At 65.0% G+C, this 17421-nt stretch carries 16 protein-coding genes; 9 read left to right on the top strand and 7 right to left on the bottom strand.

What is annotated here, in order from left to right; translation table 11 throughout:
• Nucleotides 1-306: 306 nt before the first annotated feature.
• The gene (locus tag AB7849_RS12385) at nt 307-2274 is read right to left on the bottom strand and encodes an alpha/beta hydrolase family protein (RefSeq protein WP_369501115.1); all 1968 of its coding nucleotides are present in this window, start codon (nt 2272-2274) and stop codon (nt 307-309) included.
• 170 nt (nt 2275-2444) lie between these two features.
• On the opposite strand from AB7849_RS12385, the gene lgt reads away from it, so the two are divergent.
• On the top strand, nt 2445-3332 hold the full coding sequence (lgt, locus tag AB7849_RS12380) for a prolipoprotein diacylglyceryl transferase (RefSeq protein ID WP_008212916.1): 888 nt from the start codon (nt 2445-2447) through the stop codon (nt 3330-3332).
• Nucleotides 3333-3496: 164 nt separating this feature from the next.
• Here the strand turns inward: lgt and AB7849_RS12375 are convergent, their stop codons facing one another.
• Nucleotides 3497-4528 (bottom strand): TIGR00266 family protein, encoded by a 1032-nt coding sequence (locus AB7849_RS12375; protein WP_008212913.1) that lies wholly within the window; start codon nt 4526-4528, stop codon nt 3497-3499.
• A gap of 96 nt (nt 4529-4624) precedes the next feature.
• On the opposite strand from AB7849_RS12375, the gene AB7849_RS12370 reads away from it, so the two are divergent.
• Complete coding sequence (locus AB7849_RS12370; protein WP_008212906.1) at nt 4625-5419, top strand: thymidylate synthase; 795 nt, start codon at nt 4625-4627, stop codon at nt 5417-5419.
• Here AB7849_RS12370 and AB7849_RS12365 read toward each other — a convergent pair.
• Nucleotides 5397-6413, bottom strand: a complete 1017-nt coding sequence (locus tag AB7849_RS12365; RefSeq protein WP_008212905.1) for a hypothetical protein — start codon at nt 6411-6413, stop codon at nt 5397-5399. The genes AB7849_RS12370 and AB7849_RS12365 overlap by 23 nt on opposite strands.
• A gap of 112 nt (nt 6414-6525) precedes the next feature.
• On the opposite strand from AB7849_RS12365, the gene AB7849_RS12360 reads away from it, so the two are divergent.
• The 6 genes from AB7849_RS12360 to msrA are packed head-to-tail and all read left to right on the top strand — an operon-like array spanning nt 6526 to nt 10488.
• Complete coding sequence (locus AB7849_RS12360) at nt 6526-7014, top strand: dihydrofolate reductase (RefSeq protein WP_008212903.1); 489 nt, start codon at nt 6526-6528, stop codon at nt 7012-7014.
• 11 nt (nt 7015-7025) lie between these two features.
• Entirely contained in the window at nt 7026-8021 is a 996-nt protein-coding gene (locus AB7849_RS12355) for a Nudix family hydrolase (RefSeq protein WP_008212900.1), read from the top strand.
• A gap of 9 nt (nt 8022-8030) precedes the next feature.
• Entirely contained in the window at nt 8031-8309 is a 279-nt protein-coding gene (locus tag AB7849_RS12350) for a putative signal transducing protein (RefSeq protein ID WP_008212898.1), read from the top strand.
• Between the two features lie 13 nt (nt 8310-8322).
• Complete coding sequence (locus tag AB7849_RS12345; protein WP_237711851.1) at nt 8323-9240, top strand: DMT family transporter; 918 nt, start codon at nt 8323-8325, stop codon at nt 9238-9240.
• An 18-nt stretch (nt 9241-9258) separates the two neighbouring features.
• On the top strand, nt 9259-9789 hold the full coding sequence (locus AB7849_RS12340) for an adenine phosphoribosyltransferase (protein WP_008212894.1): 531 nt from the start codon (nt 9259-9261) through the stop codon (nt 9787-9789).
• 39 nt (nt 9790-9828) lie between these two features.
• Nucleotides 9829-10488, top strand: a complete 660-nt coding sequence (msrA, locus tag AB7849_RS12335; RefSeq protein ID WP_037100487.1) for a peptide-methionine (S)-S-oxide reductase MsrA — start codon at nt 9829-9831, stop codon at nt 10486-10488.
• A 19-nt stretch (nt 10489-10507) separates the two neighbouring features.
• Here msrA and AB7849_RS12330 read toward each other — a convergent pair whose 3' ends face one another.
• From AB7849_RS12330 to oxyR, 4 genes are all read right to left on the bottom strand, one after another.
• Entirely contained in the window at nt 10508-11089 is a 582-nt protein-coding gene (locus tag AB7849_RS12330; protein ID WP_008212888.1) for a DUF3501 family protein, read from the bottom strand.
• Nucleotides 11090-11222: 133 nt separating this feature from the next.
• On the bottom strand, nt 11223-12569 hold the full coding sequence (locus tag AB7849_RS12325; RefSeq protein ID WP_008212887.1) for a heterodisulfide reductase-related iron-sulfur binding cluster: 1347 nt from the start codon (nt 12567-12569) through the stop codon (nt 11223-11225).
• Between the two features lie 169 nt (nt 12570-12738).
• On the bottom strand, nt 12739-13158 hold the full coding sequence (locus tag AB7849_RS12320) for a rubrerythrin family protein (RefSeq protein ID WP_008212885.1): 420 nt from the start codon (nt 13156-13158) through the stop codon (nt 12739-12741).
• Nucleotides 13159-13267: 109 nt separating this feature from the next.
• Nucleotides 13268-14257, bottom strand: a complete 990-nt coding sequence (gene oxyR, locus AB7849_RS12315) for a DNA-binding transcriptional regulator OxyR (RefSeq protein ID WP_369501114.1) — start codon at nt 14255-14257, stop codon at nt 13268-13270.
• A gap of 300 nt (nt 14258-14557) precedes the next feature.
• Between oxyR and AB7849_RS12310 the strand changes: the two genes are divergently transcribed.
• Nucleotides 14558-17239, top strand: a complete 2682-nt coding sequence (locus AB7849_RS12310; protein WP_037100472.1) for a M1 family metallopeptidase — start codon at nt 14558-14560, stop codon at nt 17237-17239.
• Nucleotides 17240-17421 lie beyond the last annotated feature (182 nt).

Genomic DNA, 17421 nt, shown 5'->3' with positions numbered 1-17421 from the left:
TATGGAAACTCCGAACAAAAATGGCCCGAGCCAGCCGTTGGGCCGGGTATCAGGACACGTCTTTTGAGTGGCACGCAGCCCTTGGGGAAAGGAACATGCGTACATGGCATCGTCGAGCTTGGGGGAAAGACGATGTAATCCCGACGTTAAGGCAAAGTGATGCCGAAAAGCAACCGAGACCGAACGCACATACGTGCGGTCCGGAACTTTTGTTACGTGCTCAGCGCCACCGGGTGCGGGTTGCGAGGGCAAGGGCCAGCCGCGACATCATGCGGCTGGCCGGGAATTTCCTGCGTGAGAACAGGCTCAGTTGGCGGGCTCCGCGCCCGGGCCGATGTACTTGGCGAGGAAGGCCTGCAGGTGGTTGAGGAAATCCACGTTGTCCTTTTCGCTGTAGAAACCGTGGCCCTCGCCGGGCTTGACCAGCCATTCGAAGGGCTTGTGGGCGGCTTCCAGTGCATCGCGCATGGCCTTGGCCTGGGCAAACGGGGCGCGCTGGTCGTCCTTGCCGTGCACCAGCAGCACGGGTACGTCGATGCGGTCGGCCAGCTTGTCCGGCGAGTTGGCATCGAGATCGGCATCGTTCCTGCCAATCACCGTGCGCAGGTAACTCCGACCTGCGGCGCGCTCGCGAATGTCGCCCTTCTTGTACATCATCGCCAGGTCGTAGATGCCGGCGTAACCCACCGCGCACTTGAACAGGCCCGGCGCGCGGATCACCGACATCATCGCCGAGTAGCCGCCGAAACTGGCGCCGTAGACGCACACCCGCTTGGGGTCGGCATAGTGCTGCGCCTCCGCCCACTTCACGCCGTCGATCAGATCCTGCTGGATGCGCGTGCCCCACTTCAGGTAGCCGGCTTCCTTGAAGGCGTAGCCACGACCGCCGGAGCCACGGTAGTTCACCTGCAATACCAGATAGCCGCGGCTGGCGAGGAACTGCGCATCCTCGTCGAAAAACCAGGTGTCGCTGATGCCGTGGGGACCGCCGTGGGGCAGCAGCACCATCGGCAGGTTGTTCATGGGGACATGGTTGGGAACGGTGAGGATGGCTTCCAGTTCGAGGCCGTCACTGGCCTTGAAGTGCATCGGTATGCGTTCGGCCATCTGCGCAGGGTTGATCCATGGCGCCACGGAAAACAGCTTGAGGACCTTGTAGTGCTGCGTGTCGATCAGGTAATACGTGCCGGGATCGCGATCGCTGCTGACTGAAAACAGCAGCTCTTTGCCGTCTTCGCTGAAGTTGATGAAGTCGACGAACTCGCCGGGAAACTTCAGGCTCAGCGCCCGATACAACTTGGCGGCGGGCAGGTTTGGCTGGATGTAGGTGACTTGCGGCGTGCCGGTATCGCTGATGGCAGCGAAGGGCTGCAACGGCGGCGCCGTCCATTGCAGGTCGCCGATGCTGCCGAAACCGGCCTTGGCCAGTACCTTGCGATCGCCGCCATTTTCGTCTTGTTCGATCAGGTCGGCCGGGGCCCCGTGATCGCTGTCATAGGCGTAGATGTGCTGGTGGTCGGGCGCAAAGCGGATCGGGGCAAGGCTGTGCCCGGGTAGCTTCCCGGCATAGGGCGCCCAGCCGTCGGGTTGGCGGTGGTAGACCACGTAATCGAAGTCGTTGTTGGTGCCGTAGGCGAAGTGGGCCTTGCCGTCGGGGCCCACGGTGAAATCCAGCCCGTTCACGCCGATATCCCCGATCAGATGCCGGGTGTTCTTCACCGCATCGACGTCGTACAGCCAGCTGTGGTTGTCGCTGTTCCAGAGCTGGGCACCCATGTAGAAATGATTGTTGGCAGGCTCGGGCAGGCCGTCGATCGAGCCCCAGCCGTGGTCGCCATTGCGTGTGTCGGCGCGACTGCCGTAGCCGCCCTTGTAACCGAACAGGTAGTCCTGGTGCTTGCCGTCGACATCCGTGGCGAGGATTTCGCCGGTGCTTTCCGGTTTGCCGATCGAGCCGAATTCGCGCCCCTTGACCACGATCAATCGGGTCGATCCGACCCAGGCGATGTCGACGGGCAGCTGGAACTTGGGCATGCGCAGCATGCTCACCGGATGGCTCATGTCGCTGATCTGATAGACGACGAGTGCGTGTTCGTCGCCGTCATCCATGCGCAAGGCCACGTACTTTCCATCGGGCGACAGCCGCGGCATCAGCACGCTGGCGTGGCGGGCGAAAGTTTCTACGGGAATGAGCTGCGGCGTGGCCGCGACGGTCGTGGTGAACAGCAGCAGGCAGCCCGCGGCCAGCATGGCTCGCATTGCGAAGGTGGACATCGATTTCCCCTGATGTGGTTGGGGCATGGCCATTCCGTGGCAATCGACTCCCCAGCCGAATGCGGCCAACCCGGCTCCAGTGTAACCAAGCCTGAGGCTTATGGTCGCTTGTGCCGCCGCAGGTAGGCCGCTGCGGCTAAACTGCGGTCTTTGCCTCGTCCGGATGGCCCATGTCGCAGCCTTACGTTGTTCACTTGAATCCGGTGGCTTTCCACCTCGGGCCGGTGCAGGTGCATTGGTACGGGTTGATGTACCTGCTGGGCTTCCTCTGCGCGATCGTGCTGGGCGAATACCGGCGCCGGCGCGGCCGCCTGCCGGTCACCCGGGATGCACTGAGCGACCTGTTCTTCTACGGCATGATGGGCGTGATCATCGGCGGTCGCATCTGGTACATGCTGTTCTATTACGCCGGTGGCCTGCACTGGATCTGGACCACGCCGCTGGCGCTGTTCAAGGTGTGGGATGGCGGCATGAGTTTCCACGGCGGCCTGCTTGGCGTGCTGGTGGCCGCGCTGTGGTGGTCGCACAAGCAGAAGCTGCATTTCTTCGACACAATGGATTTCGTGGCACCGCTGGTGCCGATCGGCCTGGGCCTCGGACGGCTGGGCAACTTCATCAACGGCGAACTCTGGGGCAAGCCCGGCACGGTGTCGTGGGCGATGATTTTCCCGGAGGCCCGTGGTGAAGATCTGCAATACGTTGCCGCGCATCCGGCCTGGTCGTCGCTGATGCAGCGCTACGGCGGCCTGCCGCGGCATCCGTCCGAGCTGTACGAGCTGGCGCTGGAGGGCGTGGTGATGTTCGCGGTGCTGTGGCTGGTGTCGATGAAGCCCAGGCCGCGTTACCTGATCTCCGGCCTGTTCGCGCTGATGTACGGCGTGTTCCGCTTCGCGGTGGAGTTTGTGCGCGTGCCCGATCCGCAACTCGGCTACCTGTACGGCACGCACTGGGTGACGATGGGACAGATGCAATCGCTGCCGCTGATCGCGGTGGGACTGGTGCTGTTGTGGATGTCGCGGCGGGCACCGCTCCTGCCGTTGGCGAAGGTCGGCGGGTGATGCTTTGCTTCCTCTCCCCTTTGGGGAGAGGACTGAGGTGAGGGGCGGGTGCTCGCGGACGTGTTGCGGGCGGAGTGTCGCTGCGTAGCTACATCGCCGCGAGGTTGGCCCCTCACCCCGACCCTCTCCCCGGAGGGGAGAGGGAGAGGGAGAAAGGCGCGAGGCTAGAAGTTGCGGTCGCCGCCGATCAGGTCGCCGAGACCACCGAGGATGGAGCCCTCACCGCGGCGCTGATCGCCGCCTTGCGGCGCGGCGACCAGCATGCGTCCGGCCAGGCGCGAGAACGGCAGCGATTGCAACCAGACCTTGCCCGGTCCGCTGAGCGTGGCGAGGAATACGCCTTCGCCGCCAAACAGCATGCTCTTGATGCCGCCGACCGGGCGCACGTCCATGCTGACCGTGTCGTGGAAGGCCACCACGCAACCGGTGTCGACATCCAGTCGTTCGCCGGGCGCCAGTTCGCGCTCCACCATGGTGCCGCCGGCGTGCACGAACACCCAGCCGTCGCCTTCCAGCTTCTGCATGATGAAGCCCTCGCCGCCGAACAGACCGGTAAGGATCTTGCGCTGGAAGAAGATGCCCAGCCGCACGCCGCGTGCGCCGGCCAGGAACGAATCCTTCTGGCAGATCAACCGGCCGCCGTGGTCGGACAGCTTCATCGCCATCACCGTGCCGGGGTAGGGCGCGGCGAAGGCCACCTTGGCCTTGCCGCTGCCGGTGTGGGTGAACACCGTGGTGAACAGGCTTTCGCCGGTGATCACGCGCTTGCCGGCAGAAAGCAGCTTGTCCATCAGGCCGCTACCGCTCTGGCCGCTGCTGCTGGAACCGTCGCCGAACACGGTGTCCATCTGGATGGCCGATTCCTTGTACATCAGCGCGCCGGCCTCGGCGACCGCGCTCTCGCCCGGGTCCAGCTCGATCTCGACGAACTGCATGTCGTGGCCGACGATGCGGTAATCGATCTCGTCGGCACTGCCGCCTGCACCGGTCGGCATCGGTGGCGGCGCCAGCGTCGCACCAAGGTTCGTGCCCGCGGCGGACAGCTCGGAAGCATCGCGAATCGGGATCCATTCGGCGAAGCCCTCGCGCCAGCAGTAGCCGCCGGGCTGGCGCTGCGCCTGCGCGCGGGCGGCCGCGTCGTCGAGCGGGCCGATGCGTGGGGTGTTCTTGCCGTAACTGAAGTACCACTGCGCCATGACGTGTGTCCCGTGCCTGGAAAAGCCCGAGTCTAGGCCGGTGCCCGGCACGCCGCGAGTGACCGTTGTCATGTGCCTATCGGCTATCCTTGGCCCATGCGCGCCTATCTCGACCTGTTACGCCACGTCCTCGACCACGGCACCGAAAAATCCGATCGCACCGGCACTGGCACGAAGAGCGTGTTCGGCTGGCAGATGCGTTTCGACCTCAACGATGGCTTCCCGCTGGTCACCACCAAGAAGCTGCACCTGAAGTCGATCGTGCACGAGCTGATCTGGTTCCTGCGTGGCGATACCAACATCGCGTATCTGAAGGAACACGGCGTCAGCATCTGGGACGAATGGGCCGACGCGAACGGCGACCTCGGGCCGGTCTACGGCAAGCAATGGCGCAGCTGGCCGACCGCCGATGGCGGCGCGGTGGACCAGATCCGCTGGGTGGTCGACGAGATCCGTCGCAACCCCGATTCGCGCCGCCTGATCGTCAGCGCCTGGAACGTGGGCGAGCTGCCGAAGATGGCGCTGATGCCGTGCCACACGATGTTCCAGTTCTACGTCGCTGATGGAAAATTGAGCTGCCAGCTCTACCAGCGTTCCGGCGACATTTTCCTCGGCGTGCCGTTCAACATCGCCAGCTATGCGCTGCTCACCCACATGGTGGCGCAGGTGTGCGGACTGGGCGTGGGCGATTTCGTGCACACGCTGGGCGATGCGCACCTGTACAACAACCACGTCGAGCAGGCGCGCTTGCAACTGACGCGTGAGCCGCGACCGTTGCCGCGGCTGGTGCTGAACCCGGACGTGCGCGCGTTGGAAGATTTCCGCTACGAGGACATCGCCATCGAAGGCTACGATCCGTACCCGGCGATCAAGGCGCCGGTGGCGGTGTAGCGACGGCCTTGCAGCCGCGCACGCAGCGGAAATACGCGGTGGTGTGCGGGTAGTCGATGCTCATCACGAAGTGCTGGAAGATGTTGCCGCCGGCGGCGCCTTCGACACGCTTGTCCATCATGCTCGACATGAAATCGTGGAAGGCCGTATCGGGGCGCTCGGTGAACCACACCGGGCCCACTGTCCAGCCGGCGATATCCACCTTCGGCACTTCGATCAACCTTGCCGCGTACCTGGCACCGGCCAAATCGTCACCCTTCGCCACCACGCGCCAGCCCGGGTGCGCCTTGTGCCAGCGATTCATCACACTGGTGGTGATGTAGCTGGCGACGCCAATGCCGTTGACCGTCGGTGTGCCACTGGCTTTTTCTCCAGCGGCCGAAGGATGCGCCGTGGCGCCGGTATCCAGCAGCATCTCCAGCGGCTGGCCGTCGACGTGGAGGGTAATGCGGGCAAAACCGTCGGTCATTTCGCCTTTGTCGTCGCGCTGGAACCCCAGTGGTGTGGCGTGTGCGCGGGCATCGGGACGCCATGCCGAACCTTCTGCAATCAGTCGTTTCGCCGGGTAGTCGAAAGTCCAGGCGAGACCACCCGAAAGATACGCGCCGCCCAGTTGCCCATCTGCATCGCCGGTTCCCTTGGGTGCTACCAGCAGCGCGTTTCCGCACGGGTTGGGTGCCGGCGGAGGCAGGCCGTGTCCGGGGCGGTAATCGGGTAGTGGCGCCACCGGGGTCGGCTGCTTGTCCAGCAGGCAATTGGCGGTTTTCAGGCCGAGCCGTTTTGCCGCCGCAGCGCTGATCCAGTACATCGTCGCGTTGCCACCACCGCCGGTATCGACCTGCAGTCTGAGTCGATGCCCATCGGCCGTTTCCGGCGTGGCATAGAAATGGCCCGCCTCATAGGTGGTAGGCACCACCTGGGCGGACGCCAGCGGTGTGGCGGATGGACCGGCGGCCAGCGCCGCCGCGACAAGGAATCCCGTTACCATGGCCATGCTCGTTCGTCCTCCTGACTCGCTATACAATACCCGGTCAGGATGAGGTGGCTGTGCTGCCGCCACATGTGCCGTTCGATCTACCCCACTTTCAGGTTTTACTGGAGCACCGATGGCCATTTCGTTGATCGCAGCGCTGGATGAGAATCTGGCCATAGGCCGCAAGGGCGAGCTGCCCTGGCATTTGCCGGATGACTTGCGTTGGTTCAAGCAGCTCACCACCGGCAAGTACGTCTTGATGGGTTACAACACGGCCGTGTCGATCGGCAAGGCGCTGCCCGACCGCACCAACCTGGTGTTGTCGCGCAAGCACGAGGCGCCGTTCCCCGGCCAGATCACCGTGCGTTCGATCGACGAGGCGCAGGCCCGCTGCGGCGGCACCGGCCTGATGGTGATCGGCGGCGGCCAGGTGTTCCGCGAAGCGCTGCCGTTCGCTCGCCGGCTGTACCTGACCTGGGTGAACGCCGCGATCGATGGCGCGGACACCTTCTTCCCGGGCGTGCATTTCAGCGAGTGGACCGAGGTTTCGCGTACGCATCACAAGAAGGATGCCGAGCACGCCTACGATTTCGACATGGTCGAATACGTCCACGGCTCCTGAGCCTTCATCGCATGACGCCGCGCCTGCCGCCGATGCACGTGATGGCCGGCGCGCTGCGCGATACGGATGGCCGCGTGCTGTTGGCACAGCGGCCGCCCGGCAAGCATCTGGCCGGGTTGTGGGAATTTCCCGGCGGCAAACTCGAGCCCGGTGAAACCCCGCTGATTGCCTTGGCGCGTGAACTGCGCGAGGAGCTGGGCATCGAGATCGACCCGCTCAGTTGCACACCGCTGACCCGGGTGCCGTGGGCTTACGGCGAACGTGGCCTGCACCTCGATGTCTGGCAGGTCACCCGCTGGCAGGGAGCGCCGGCCTCACTGGACAACCAGGCCTTGCAGTGGTGTGAGCCGCGGCAGGTGGATCCGACAATGCTGGCGCCCGCCGACCGCGCCATCCTGCAGACGCTACGCCTGCCGTCGCGCTACCCGATCACGCCGGCCGACCTGCCATCAACGGCTGCCGAATCCCTTTTCTGCCGGGTCAGTGAAGCTATCGAGCAAGGTGCCCGCTTGCTGCAACTGCGCTTGCCGGCATGGCCGGTAGCAGCGGTACGCGAACTGGCCGCCCGGTTGCTGCCGACGGCGCGTGCGCACGACGCGCAACTGCTGCTCAATGCCGATATCGAGGGCGCCCGCCAGCTGGGGCCGGGCGTGGGCGTACATCTGAAGACCGCCCAACTGTCGACGCTGGCCGAACGTCCGTTGCCGTGGAGTCAGCCGGTGGGCGCCAGTTGCCACGATGCGCCACAACTGGCGCAGGCGGTGCGGATTGGTGCCGACTTCGCCACCTTGTCGCCGCTGGCGGCCACGCGCAGTCATCCGCAGGCTTCACCGTTGGGCTGGGCACGCTTTGGCGAACTGGTCGAGGCGGCGGCATTGCCGGTCTACGCGCTGGGCGGTGTCGCGCCGGCTCAGATGGAGATCGCGCGGCAGGCTGGCGGACAGGGCGTGGCGGGGATTCGTGCGTTCTGGACCGGCTTGCTTGCGGAGCCCGGGTGGCCGGGGTAGCGTGCAGTCATGCGCATTGCCTATCGAGCCGAAAACCTGTTCGACGCCCATCTGGTGAAGGATGCACTGGAACGGGCGGAGATTCCGGCCTTCATCGGCGGCGAATACCTGATGGGTGCGGTTGGCCAGTTGCCGGCGCGCGACTACATGACGGTGCTGGTGCCCGAATCGAGCCTGCCTGCGGCCGAGGGCATCGTGCGCGAGATCGAGGCGATGCTGGTCGAGGCGCGCCAGGCGCTGGACGAGGCCGGCGACGCCCCGGACGACCTGCAGCCCGCCCCCTGCTGACCTGTCGATGACGATGACTTCCACGAGCGCGCCATCGCGCGCCGAGGCCTTGTCGGTGCCCGCTGCCGTGGTGCGCATGGGGCTGGGCGCGATGCTGCTGTCCACCACCAGCATCTTCGTGGTGCTGGCGCAGGTGGCGCCGACGGTGTCGGCGTTCTACCGCATGCTGTTCGGCGGCGTGATCCTGCTGGGCTGGGTGGTCTTGCGCGGGCAATGGCAGCGAGTCAGCCGGCGCGATTGGCTGCTGGCCCTGCTGCCGGCCGTGTGCTTTGCCGCCGACCTGGCGCAGTGGCACCACAGCATCCTGTGGGTGGGGCCGGGTGTGGCAACCCTGTTGACCAATGTGCAGGTATTCCTGCTGGCGCTGGTCGGCGTGGTTTTCTATCGGGAAAAATTGGCGCGCGGTTTTGTACCGGGCATGTTGCTGGCCGTGCTGGGGTTATGGCTGCTGGTGGGCGCGCACTGGTCGATGTTCGATGCCCGGCATCGACTCGGCGTGTGGCTGGGCCTGGGCAGCGCGTTGGCCTATACCGCTTATCTGCTCAGTTTCCGTCGCGCCCTGTCCGGACATACGCAGCTGTCGGCGGCACAGCTTCTGGGCCTGATGAGTTTGCTGGCTGCGCTGCTGTTATGGCTGTGGGGCTGGCTGGAAGGCGACAGCTTTGCATTGCATGGCCTGCGTAACTGGAGTGCGCTGCTGGGCCTGGGTTTCTTTGGCCAGGTCGTGGCGTGGTTGCTGATGGTGCGTGCAATGCCGCGGCTGCCGGCGTCACTGGTGGGTTTGCTGCTGCTGTTGCAGCCGGCGCTGGCTTTCGTGCTGGATGTGTTGCTGTTCCATCGGGTCACCTCGGCGAGCGACTGGCTGGGCCTGCTGCTGGCACTGGCGGGTATCCTGCTGGGAACGTTGCGGCCGCGTCGTCGCGTGGTCTGATATTCCGCTGGAGGTTCCATGTCGCCCTTTGAACACCTGGTCACCGCCGTGCCCGATTTCCCCCGGCCCGGCGTGCTGTTCCGCGATGTGTCGCCCTTGTTGGCCGATGCCGAGGGGTTTGCCCGCTGCATCGACGCGCTGGCCGAGCCGTGGCAGGGGCAGGGGCAGGGGCAGTGCGTACAAGCTGTCTGCGGGATCGAGTCGCGCGGTTTCATTTTCGGTGCCGCCCTGGCGCTGAAGCTGGGCGCCGGCTTCGTGCCGATCCGCAAGGCAGGCAAGCTGCCGCCGCCGGTACTGGGGACGGATTACCAGCTCGAATACGGCAGCGACCGTCTGGAAGTGGGAAGCAAGGCACTGTGCGCGGGCGAAAGAACGCTGATCATCGACGATGTACTGGCCACCGGCGGCACGCTGGTGGCGGCCCGGGAACTGGTGGCGCAACTGGGCGGCGAACTGATCGGTGCAGCCGTGGTTATCGAACTGGCCGCCCTGCACGGACGCGACCGCTGGCTGGGCGGTACACCGCTGCACGCCCTGCTGCGTTACTGACGGCGAGCGCACGATTGCGCAGGACTCAAGGAGATGTCCATGTTGGGAGTGGGAGCCTGGAAACAGCGGATGCCACGCCGCGATGACGCGCTGCCGGGGCGCGAACAAGCCATCTTGCCAAGGGAAGGCCACCATGTGCACGGCCGATCGTTGCTGTCCGAAGCATTTCCGGACAGCGAATCGGTGCTGTTCGGCATGGGCTGTTTCTGGGGCGCGGAACACCGGTTCTGGGATTTTCCCGGCGTGCTGACCACGGCGGCAGGTTATGCCGGCGGCTACACGCCCAATCCCACGTATCGCGAAGTCTGCACCGGCATGACCGGCCATGCGGAAGTGGTACGGGTGGTCTATGACCCGAAAGTGACCAGTCTGCCGGCGCTGTTGCGCGTGTTCTGGGAAAGCCATGACCCGACCCAGGGCATGCGCCAGGGCAATGACATGGGCACGCAGTACCGTTCGGCCATCTATACGTCCACCGTTGCGCAACTGGCGATGGCCGAGGATTCGGCGCGGCTCTATCAGTCGGAACTGCAGCGCGCGGGTTTCGACACCGTGACCACCGAGATTGCGCTGGCCGGCCCGTTCTATTTCGCCGAGGACGAACACCAGCAGTATCTGTCCGTGCATCCGCATGGCTATTGCGGGCTGGAAGGCACTGGCGTGACGTGCATGCCGACGCCGGACCGGCTGAGCGCCTGACATCGCAGGCAGGCGCGACTCAGGCGAAGTCGGCGGCCAGCATGCAGCGCTGTTCGGGCGTGAGCGCGGCTTCCACCGGTAACGCCGGCAGCGTCGAGGCGACAGTGACGGGGGCGCCGCCATTCCATGCCGCAATCATCGCGTCGTCCAGCTCGAAGCGCAGGAAGTGCACGGCGGAGGTCTTCTCGTCGTTGCTGCGTTCCATGTCCTCGTCGGCAATCGCGATGGAGGGAGCATGGCCTTGCACGGTCAATACGATGGCGTGTTCGATGCCGCGCAGGCGCACCAGCTCGCGCTTGCGTTCCTCCGCGTCGGCGTATTCCACCATCAGGGTGGCCTTGAGGTTGCGGCCATCCGGGATCAGCGGGTTGTAGGCTCCTAGTTCGTCGTCGATGCCCGCCGCTTCGAAGATGCGTTCGATACGCAGCATCTCCTGCACCTGGTACTGGATGCTCAGGCGGTCTTCGAAGATCAGGGTGAGGTGCTCGCCCATGTGTACGGTGCGCTGCTTCTTGTGCGCCATCACGCGGATGCGGAAGTCGGCACGTTGCGCGGCGTAGGCTTCGAGGGAGAGCAGGTCGGTGCGGGTCAGTTTGTCCATGAGGCGAGGAGTGAGTGGAGAAGGGCAGGAAGCGAGGAGTGAGTGGAGAGGAGTGAGGAGTGAGATAGAGCCGGAAGCGGAGCGTGGCGTGGTGGGTGGCGAGGGTTTTCTCTCACTCCTCTCCACTCACTCCTCAAATACCATAGGCCTTGCGCAACAAGCTCAGCGGATGCTCCGCCGCCGGCTGGTCGTCCATCCCGTGCGCGATATGGCCGCCGGCCATCGGGCAGTCGCTGGTGAAGTGCGCGGGCTCGGCCTGGGCCACGCGACTTTCCACCGGCTTGGCCAGCTTGCGCGACAGCGCGTAGGTCTTGTGCTTCACGCCATAGGTGCCATCGTGGCCGGAACAGCGCTCGATGGTGACGATCTCGGTCTCCGGTACCAGTTGCAGGATGTCGCGCGTCTTCGGGCCGATCTTCTGCACGCGCTGATGGCACGGTACCTGCCAGGCCACCTTGCCCAGTGAGGTCTTGAAGTCGGTGTGCAGCAGACCGGCCTTGTGCCGTTCGGCGAGGTATTCGAACGGGTCGAAGAAGCGGTCGCGCACCAGCGCCACGTCGGCATCGTCGGGAAACATCAGCGGCAGTTCCTGCTTGAACATCAGCACGCAGGAGGGAATGGCCGCCGTGAAATCCCAGCCTTCGCGAGCCATCTTCGCCAGCACGGGAATGTTGCGATCCTTGTATTTCCGCACCGTGTCGAGGTCACCCAGCTCCAGCTTGGGCATGCCGCAGCAGCTTTCCTGTTCGACCAGCTTGTTCGGGATCGCGTTGTGCGCGAGCACGGCGGCCAGGTCCTCGACTACGCCGGGCGCGGAGTGGTCGCAGTAGCAGGTGGCGAAGATCGCCAGCTTGCCGCGCGTGCGGCCGGCCGGTTGTGCCTCGCCGGCGCCGTCCAGTGCCTTCAGCCGCTTGCGCGCCGTGGGCGAGTGATAGGCCGGAACGCGCGCCTTGGCATCCACGCCCATGGTCTTTTCCAGCAGTTTGCGCGCAGTCGTGTTGCGGTTGGCGGCGTTGATGGTCTGCACCACCACCGGGATCGAAGCCAGCTTGCCGACGCCACGCGTGTTGGACAGGATCTTCGCCGACAGCGGCGCGCCGTGTTCACGGAAGTCGACTGCCTTGGCCCGTAGCATCAGGTGCGGAAAATCCACGTTCCACGGATGCGGCGGCGTGTACGGGCACTTGGTCTGGTAGCACAGGTCGCACAGATAGCACTGCTCGGTGACCTTGGGGTAGTCGGCCTTGTCGACCCCGTCGATCTCCATCGTCTTCGACTCGTCGATCAGGTCGAACAGGGTAGGAAACGCATGGCACAGACTGACGCAGCGTCGGCAGCCGTGGCAGATGTTGAACACGCGCTCCATTTCCGCTTCCAGCGCGGAAGCATCCCAGAAGGCGGGGTCGTCCTGGCCCAGCGGGTGCCGTGTGGGCGCTTCGAGATTGCCTTCGCGCGTTTCGTCGATGGGGTCGGCCATCATCGTCTCTCCGTGGCGAACCACGGGCAACGGCATCCCCACATCGGCGGGAACCCCGTGCCCGAACGATTTCCCCTGCGGCAGGAGCGCACCCTGTGCGCGATGCTCCGGGAACGGATCGAAGCAAGACCATCGCGCACAGGGTGCGCTCCTACCCGGTGATCCGGGGAAGTCAGCCCATTTCGCCCAATGCCTTGGTGAAACGGTTGGCGTGCGAGCGCTCGGCCTTGGCGAGGGTTTCGAACCAGTCGGCGATCTCGTCGAAACCTTCCTCGCGTGCGGCCTTGGCCATGCCCGGGTACATGTCGGTGTACTCGTGCGTTTCGCCAGCCACGGCGCTTTTCAGGTTCAGGTGGGTTTCGCCGAACGGCAGGCCGGTGGCGGGGTCGCCGACGGTTTCCAGATATTCCAGGTGGCCGTGGGCATGGCCGGTCTCACCTTCGGCGGTGGAGCGGAACACGGCGGAAACGTCGTTGTAGCCTTCCACGTCGGCCTTGGCGGCGAAGTAGAGGTAGCGACGGTTGGCCATCGATTCGCCGGCGAACGCGTCTTTCAGATTCTGCTCGGTCTTCGAGCCTTTCAGGTTGCTCATGACATCACCTCGTGGCGTTGGGCTGGGAGGGCAATGCTTGAGAGGGCGCGAAGCCCCGACTAACCGAGCGTAGCCATGCGCGAAGGCATAATGAAATTGATTGTCTCGATCATGACGATTGACTGCGACTATGGCCGGAAGCTTTGCTGGCGGACCGTTTGGCCGGTTTGGCCGATACCGGCGTTGACGCGGCACTGTGTGCGTCGAGCAGGTTTTTCGGCAGTTCCTTGAACACGTCGGCGAGCTGTTTGAGAAAGCCCGCCATGGCCGAACTCTTGCGCCACAGCATGGCGATGCGCCGACTCGGCGGATGCCCGCGGAACTCGATCAGGTGCACGTTCGGCGCCTGCGCCACCGGCGGCTTGACCGCCAGCGTGGGCAGCAGGGTGATGCCCACGTCGGCGGCCACCATTTGCCGCAACGTCTCCAGGCTGGTGGCGCGGAAACCGGTGCGTTCGCCGGCGCCGGCCAGGTGGCAGACCTCCAGCGCCTGGTCGCGCAGGCAGTGGCCATCCTCCAGCAGCAACAGGCTTTGCGTGCTGAGGTCGGACAACTTCAGCGACGGCAGCTTCGCCAGCGCATGCGATTGCGGCACGGCCAGCAGGAACGGTTCCTCGAACAGGAATTCCGCGTGCAGGCTGTCCTCGTGCACGGGCAGCGCGACGATGCCGGCGTCGAGCCGACCCTCGTGCAGGCGGTGCAGCACTTCCTCGGTCTTTTCCTCCACCAGCAGCAGTTCCAGTCGCGGGAAGCGCTTGCGCACCAGCGGCACCACGTGCGGCAGCAGGTAGGGCGCCAGGGTGGGAAAGATGCCCAGTCGCACGGTGCCCGATTCCGGGTCGAGCGTGCGTCGGGCGATGCCCTTGATCTGCTCCACGTCGTTCAATACGTCGCGCGCGCGGGCGGCGATCTCGCGGCCCACGTCGGTCAGCAGCACCTTGCGTGGCGTGCGCTCGACCAGCGACACGCCCAGCTCGTCTTCCAGCTTGCGGATCTGCGTGGACAAGGTGGGCTGGCTGACGAAGCAGGCCTCGGCCGCATGGCCGAAATGGCGATGTTCGGCCAGGGCTACGAGGTAATGCAGATCGCGCAGGTTCATCGTCGGCTCCGGCCAGTGAATGGAATAGTTCCTATCTATGGCTTTTGCCTGAAATAATCAATCATGACAATGCATGGGCGATCCCCGGTACGCGCACCGGCTCCCATCTTCCACAGGCAAGGGAAAAGGTCGCAAGCGGGTTCCGGCCCTTGCAAGTGGCTTGGCACCGGATGGGGTAGCCATCGCTTGCATGGTGGGTCGTCTGCTGTCGGCGCCGGGGCGGGCATGCCTTTTGGCACTGTGTCCATAGTCATGCCCGATCTAGCGTGCAAGGTTCTTCTTCGTTGCTGGAAATCCGCCATGCGTCACCTTGTCCGTCCCCTCCTGCTTACTGCGTTGGCCGCCTGTTGCGGTTCGGCGCTTGCTGCCTCTGCCGACCAGGCACCGAATGGGCGACTGCCGCGCTGGGCGATGCCCGAGTCGTACAACATCGCGTTCAAGGTCGATCCGTCGCAGGCGAATTTCTCCGGCGTCACCACCATCAAGCTGAACCTGAAGAAGGCCTCCGACCACCTTTGGCTGGATGGCGCCGACCTGAAGGTGAGCAAGGTGACGATCACCGATGCCGCCGGCAAGCTGCACACCGGCAAGTACATCGCGTCGCTGCCGAAGGCGGGCGTGGCGCGGGTCGATTTCGGCACCACGCTGAAGCCGCAGCAGCTCACCCTGACGTTCGACTACACCGCGCCGCTCAACCAGCAGTTGCAAGGCCTGTACAAGGTCAACTACGCCGGCAACGCGTACGCGATGACGCAGATGGAGCCGATCAGCGCGCGCTTCGCCTTCCCCAGTTTCGACGAGCCCTCGTTCAAGACGCCGTTCGACATCAGCCTGACCATTCCCGACAACCTGGTCGGCGTGGCCAACACCAAGCAGGTGAAGCAGGTCGCCGCCGGCAAGGGCTGGAAGACGCTGACCTTCTCCGAAACCAAGCCGCTGCCGACCTACCTGGTGGCTTTCGCGGTGGGTCCGTGGGACGTGGTGAAGGCCCCGGACATTTCGCCCGACAAGTACCGCAGCGAGCCGCTGCAGTTGCGCGGCATCGCCGCCAAGGGCGAGGGCCATCGCATGAAGCACGTGCTCGACGAGACGCCGAGCATCATCCACGCGCTGGAGAACTATTACGGCTTCGGCTATCCGTGGGACAAGCTCGACCTGCTCGCCGCACCGGATTTCTCCGCCGGCGCGATGGAGAACGCCGGCCTGGTCACCTTCCGCGACTGGCTGCTATTGCTCGACCCGGATTCCCCGGCGCGCAACGTGCGCGGTTCCTTCAACGTCACCGCGCATGAGCTGGCCCACCAGTGGACCGGCGACACCGTCACCATGCCGTGGTGGAACGACATCTGGCTCAACGAGGCGTTCGCCACCTGGATGCAGCAGAAGGTGACGATGGAAGTGCATCCGGAATACCGCGCCGATCTGGATCGCGTGCGCGGCGCCGAGGGTGCGATGAACAACGACAGCCTGGTCAGCGCGCGCGAGATCCGCCAGCCGATCACCGGCAACGGCGACATCATGACCGCGTTCGACGGCATTACCTACCAGAAGGGTGCCGCGGTCATCGGCATGTTCGAAGGCTACGTCGGCGAGAAGACCTTCCAGAAGGGCATGCGCGCCTATATCCAAGCGCACAAGTTCGGCAACGCCACCGCCAGCGACCTGGTGAATTCGATCGCCACGGCGGCGGGCAAGGGCGATGCCTTCAAGCACGCGTTCAAGAGCTTCCTCAACCAGTCCGGCGTGCCGTACGTGCAGACCCGGCTGGAGCACAAGGACGGCAAGACCGTGCTGGAACTCAAGCAGAGCCGTTACCTGCCACTGGGCAGCACCGGCGACAGCCAGCGCATCTGGGGCATCCCGGTGTGCGTGCGCTACGGCGTGGCCGGCGGTAGCAAGGTGGCTTGCGACATGCTCGACAAGGCCACCGGTTCGATGGTGCTGACCGATGCCAGCAAGCCGACCTGGGTGATGCCGAATGCCGACGGTCGCGGCTATTACCGCTTCAGCCTCGACAAGCACGCACTGGCCGCGCTCAGCAAGCAGGCGGACAAGCTCAGCGACACCGAGCAATTGGCCTATGCCGACGCGATCAGCGCCAGCTTCAAGCGTGGCGATCTGAATGCCGGCGACATGCTGATGGCGCTGAAGCCGCTGACCCATTCCAAGACCAGCGAAGTGGCCACCGCGCCGATCGGCCAGGTCGCGTGGATCTATCGCCACGAGGCCACCACCGACGCCCAGCGTGCGCATATCCGTTCGTGGATCGAATCGGCCTACCTGCCGCGGCTGGAGCAGCTCGGCTACGTGCGCAAAGCGGGCGAGTCCGATGGGGATGCGTTGCTGCGCAGTACGCTGGCTGGTGCGTTGGCGTTCGATTTCGATGTGCCGCAGGTGCGTGCGGCCTTGCTCAAGCAGGGTGACGCGGCGCTGCAGAAGAAAGCCGATGGTCGCCTGAACCTGGCCGCGGCCGATCCGGACCTGCTCGGCGATGCGCTGGGCGTGGCGGTGCAGACGAATGGCAAGAGCGCCGTCGATGCCTTGATCGCCGAACTGCCCAAGACCACCGACCCGGCCTTGCGCAACGGCATCCTCGCCGGACTCAGCGCCGCACAGACACCGGAATTAGCGAACGAGGCACGTGACTTCGCGCTGGACAAGTCGGTGAAGGTGGGCGAGATGGCATCGATCCTGCGCGGTGGTCGCGACACCCGTGCCCAGCGTGACGCGTTGTGGAGCTGGTTCACCGGCCACTACCCGCAGATCCTGGCGCGTACCGGCAGCTTCGCAGGGGGTCGCCTGCCGATGCTGGCCGCCGGCGGCAGCTGCTCGAAGGAAGAGGTTGATCGCCTGCAGGCGTTCTTCAAGACCCGCGTGAACGATGCCGCCGGTGCGGCACGCGGTCTGGCCCAGACCAGCGAGTCGAGCCTGCTCTGCGCGGCACTGAAGGCCAAGCAGGACCCGAACACGATCATGCACTGATCGTTTCCGGTTGAGCTGAAAACGAACGCCGGGCGGCGCGAACCGCCCGGCGTTTTTCGTGTGGAGTCATGAAGGATCGCGGTGCAACGGGATCGCGCCAACCGGCCCAGGAGCGTGGGCGGTAGAAACTTTCGAGGCGAAAAAGTGGCTGCGTGAGGACAGATTTTCGACGATTCGCCGGC

It is taken from the genome of Rhodanobacter sp. FW021-MT20 (assembly GCF_041107475.1).
GTDB lineage: Bacteria > Pseudomonadota > Gammaproteobacteria > Xanthomonadales > Rhodanobacteraceae > Rhodanobacter_A > Rhodanobacter_A glycinis.
The sequence above is the reverse complement of the archived record's forward strand: the minus strand, read 5'-3'. Positions and strand labels throughout refer to the sequence as shown.

What these genes read in the sequence shown, in the direction of transcription:
- AB7849_RS12340 (WP_008212894.1), top strand. Translation starts at nt 9,259, where the DNA reads ATGTCGCCCTTTGAACACCTGGTCACCGCCGTGCCCGATTTCCCCCGG.
- AB7849_RS12355 (WP_008212900.1), top strand. Translation starts at nt 7,026, where the DNA reads ATGACGCCGCGCCTGCCGCCGATGCACGTGATGGCCGGCGCGCTGCGC.
- AB7849_RS12350 (WP_008212898.1), top strand. Translation starts at nt 8,031, where the DNA reads ATGCGCATTGCCTATCGAGCCGAAAACCTGTTCGACGCCCATCTGGTG.
- AB7849_RS12330 (WP_008212888.1), bottom strand. Translation starts at nt 11,089, where the DNA reads ATGGACAAACTGACCCGCACCGACCTGCTCTCCCTCGAAGCCTACGCC.
- AB7849_RS12310 (WP_037100472.1), top strand. Translation starts at nt 14,558, where the DNA reads ATGCGTCACCTTGTCCGTCCCCTCCTGCTTACTGCGTTGGCCGCCTGT.
- AB7849_RS12345 (WP_237711851.1), top strand. Translation starts at nt 8,323, where the DNA reads ATGACTTCCACGAGCGCGCCATCGCGCGCCGAGGCCTTGTCGGTGCCC.
- oxyR (WP_369501114.1), bottom strand. Translation starts at nt 14,257, where the DNA reads ATGAACCTGCGCGATCTGCATTACCTCGTAGCCCTGGCCGAACATCGC.
- msrA (WP_037100487.1), top strand. Translation starts at nt 9,829, where the DNA reads ATGTTGGGAGTGGGAGCCTGGAAACAGCGGATGCCACGCCGCGATGAC.
- AB7849_RS12375 (WP_008212913.1), bottom strand. Translation starts at nt 4,528, where the DNA reads ATGGCGCAGTGGTACTTCAGTTACGGCAAGAACACCCCACGCATCGGC.
- AB7849_RS12325 (WP_008212887.1), bottom strand. Translation starts at nt 12,569, where the DNA reads ATGATGGCCGACCCCATCGACGAAACGCGCGAAGGCAATCTCGAAGCG.
- AB7849_RS12370 (WP_008212906.1), top strand. Translation starts at nt 4,625, where the DNA reads ATGCGCGCCTATCTCGACCTGTTACGCCACGTCCTCGACCACGGCACC.
- AB7849_RS12360 (WP_008212903.1), top strand. Translation starts at nt 6,526, where the DNA reads ATGGCCATTTCGTTGATCGCAGCGCTGGATGAGAATCTGGCCATAGGC.
- lgt (WP_008212916.1), top strand. Translation starts at nt 2,445, where the DNA reads ATGTCGCAGCCTTACGTTGTTCACTTGAATCCGGTGGCTTTCCACCTC.
- AB7849_RS12365 (WP_008212905.1), bottom strand. Translation starts at nt 6,413, where the DNA reads ATGGCCATGGTAACGGGATTCCTTGTCGCGGCGGCGCTGGCCGCCGGT.
- AB7849_RS12385 (WP_369501115.1), bottom strand. Translation starts at nt 2,274, where the DNA reads ATGTCCACCTTCGCAATGCGAGCCATGCTGGCCGCGGGCTGCCTGCTG.
- AB7849_RS12320 (WP_008212885.1), bottom strand. Translation starts at nt 13,158, where the DNA reads ATGAGCAACCTGAAAGGCTCGAAGACCGAGCAGAATCTGAAAGACGCG.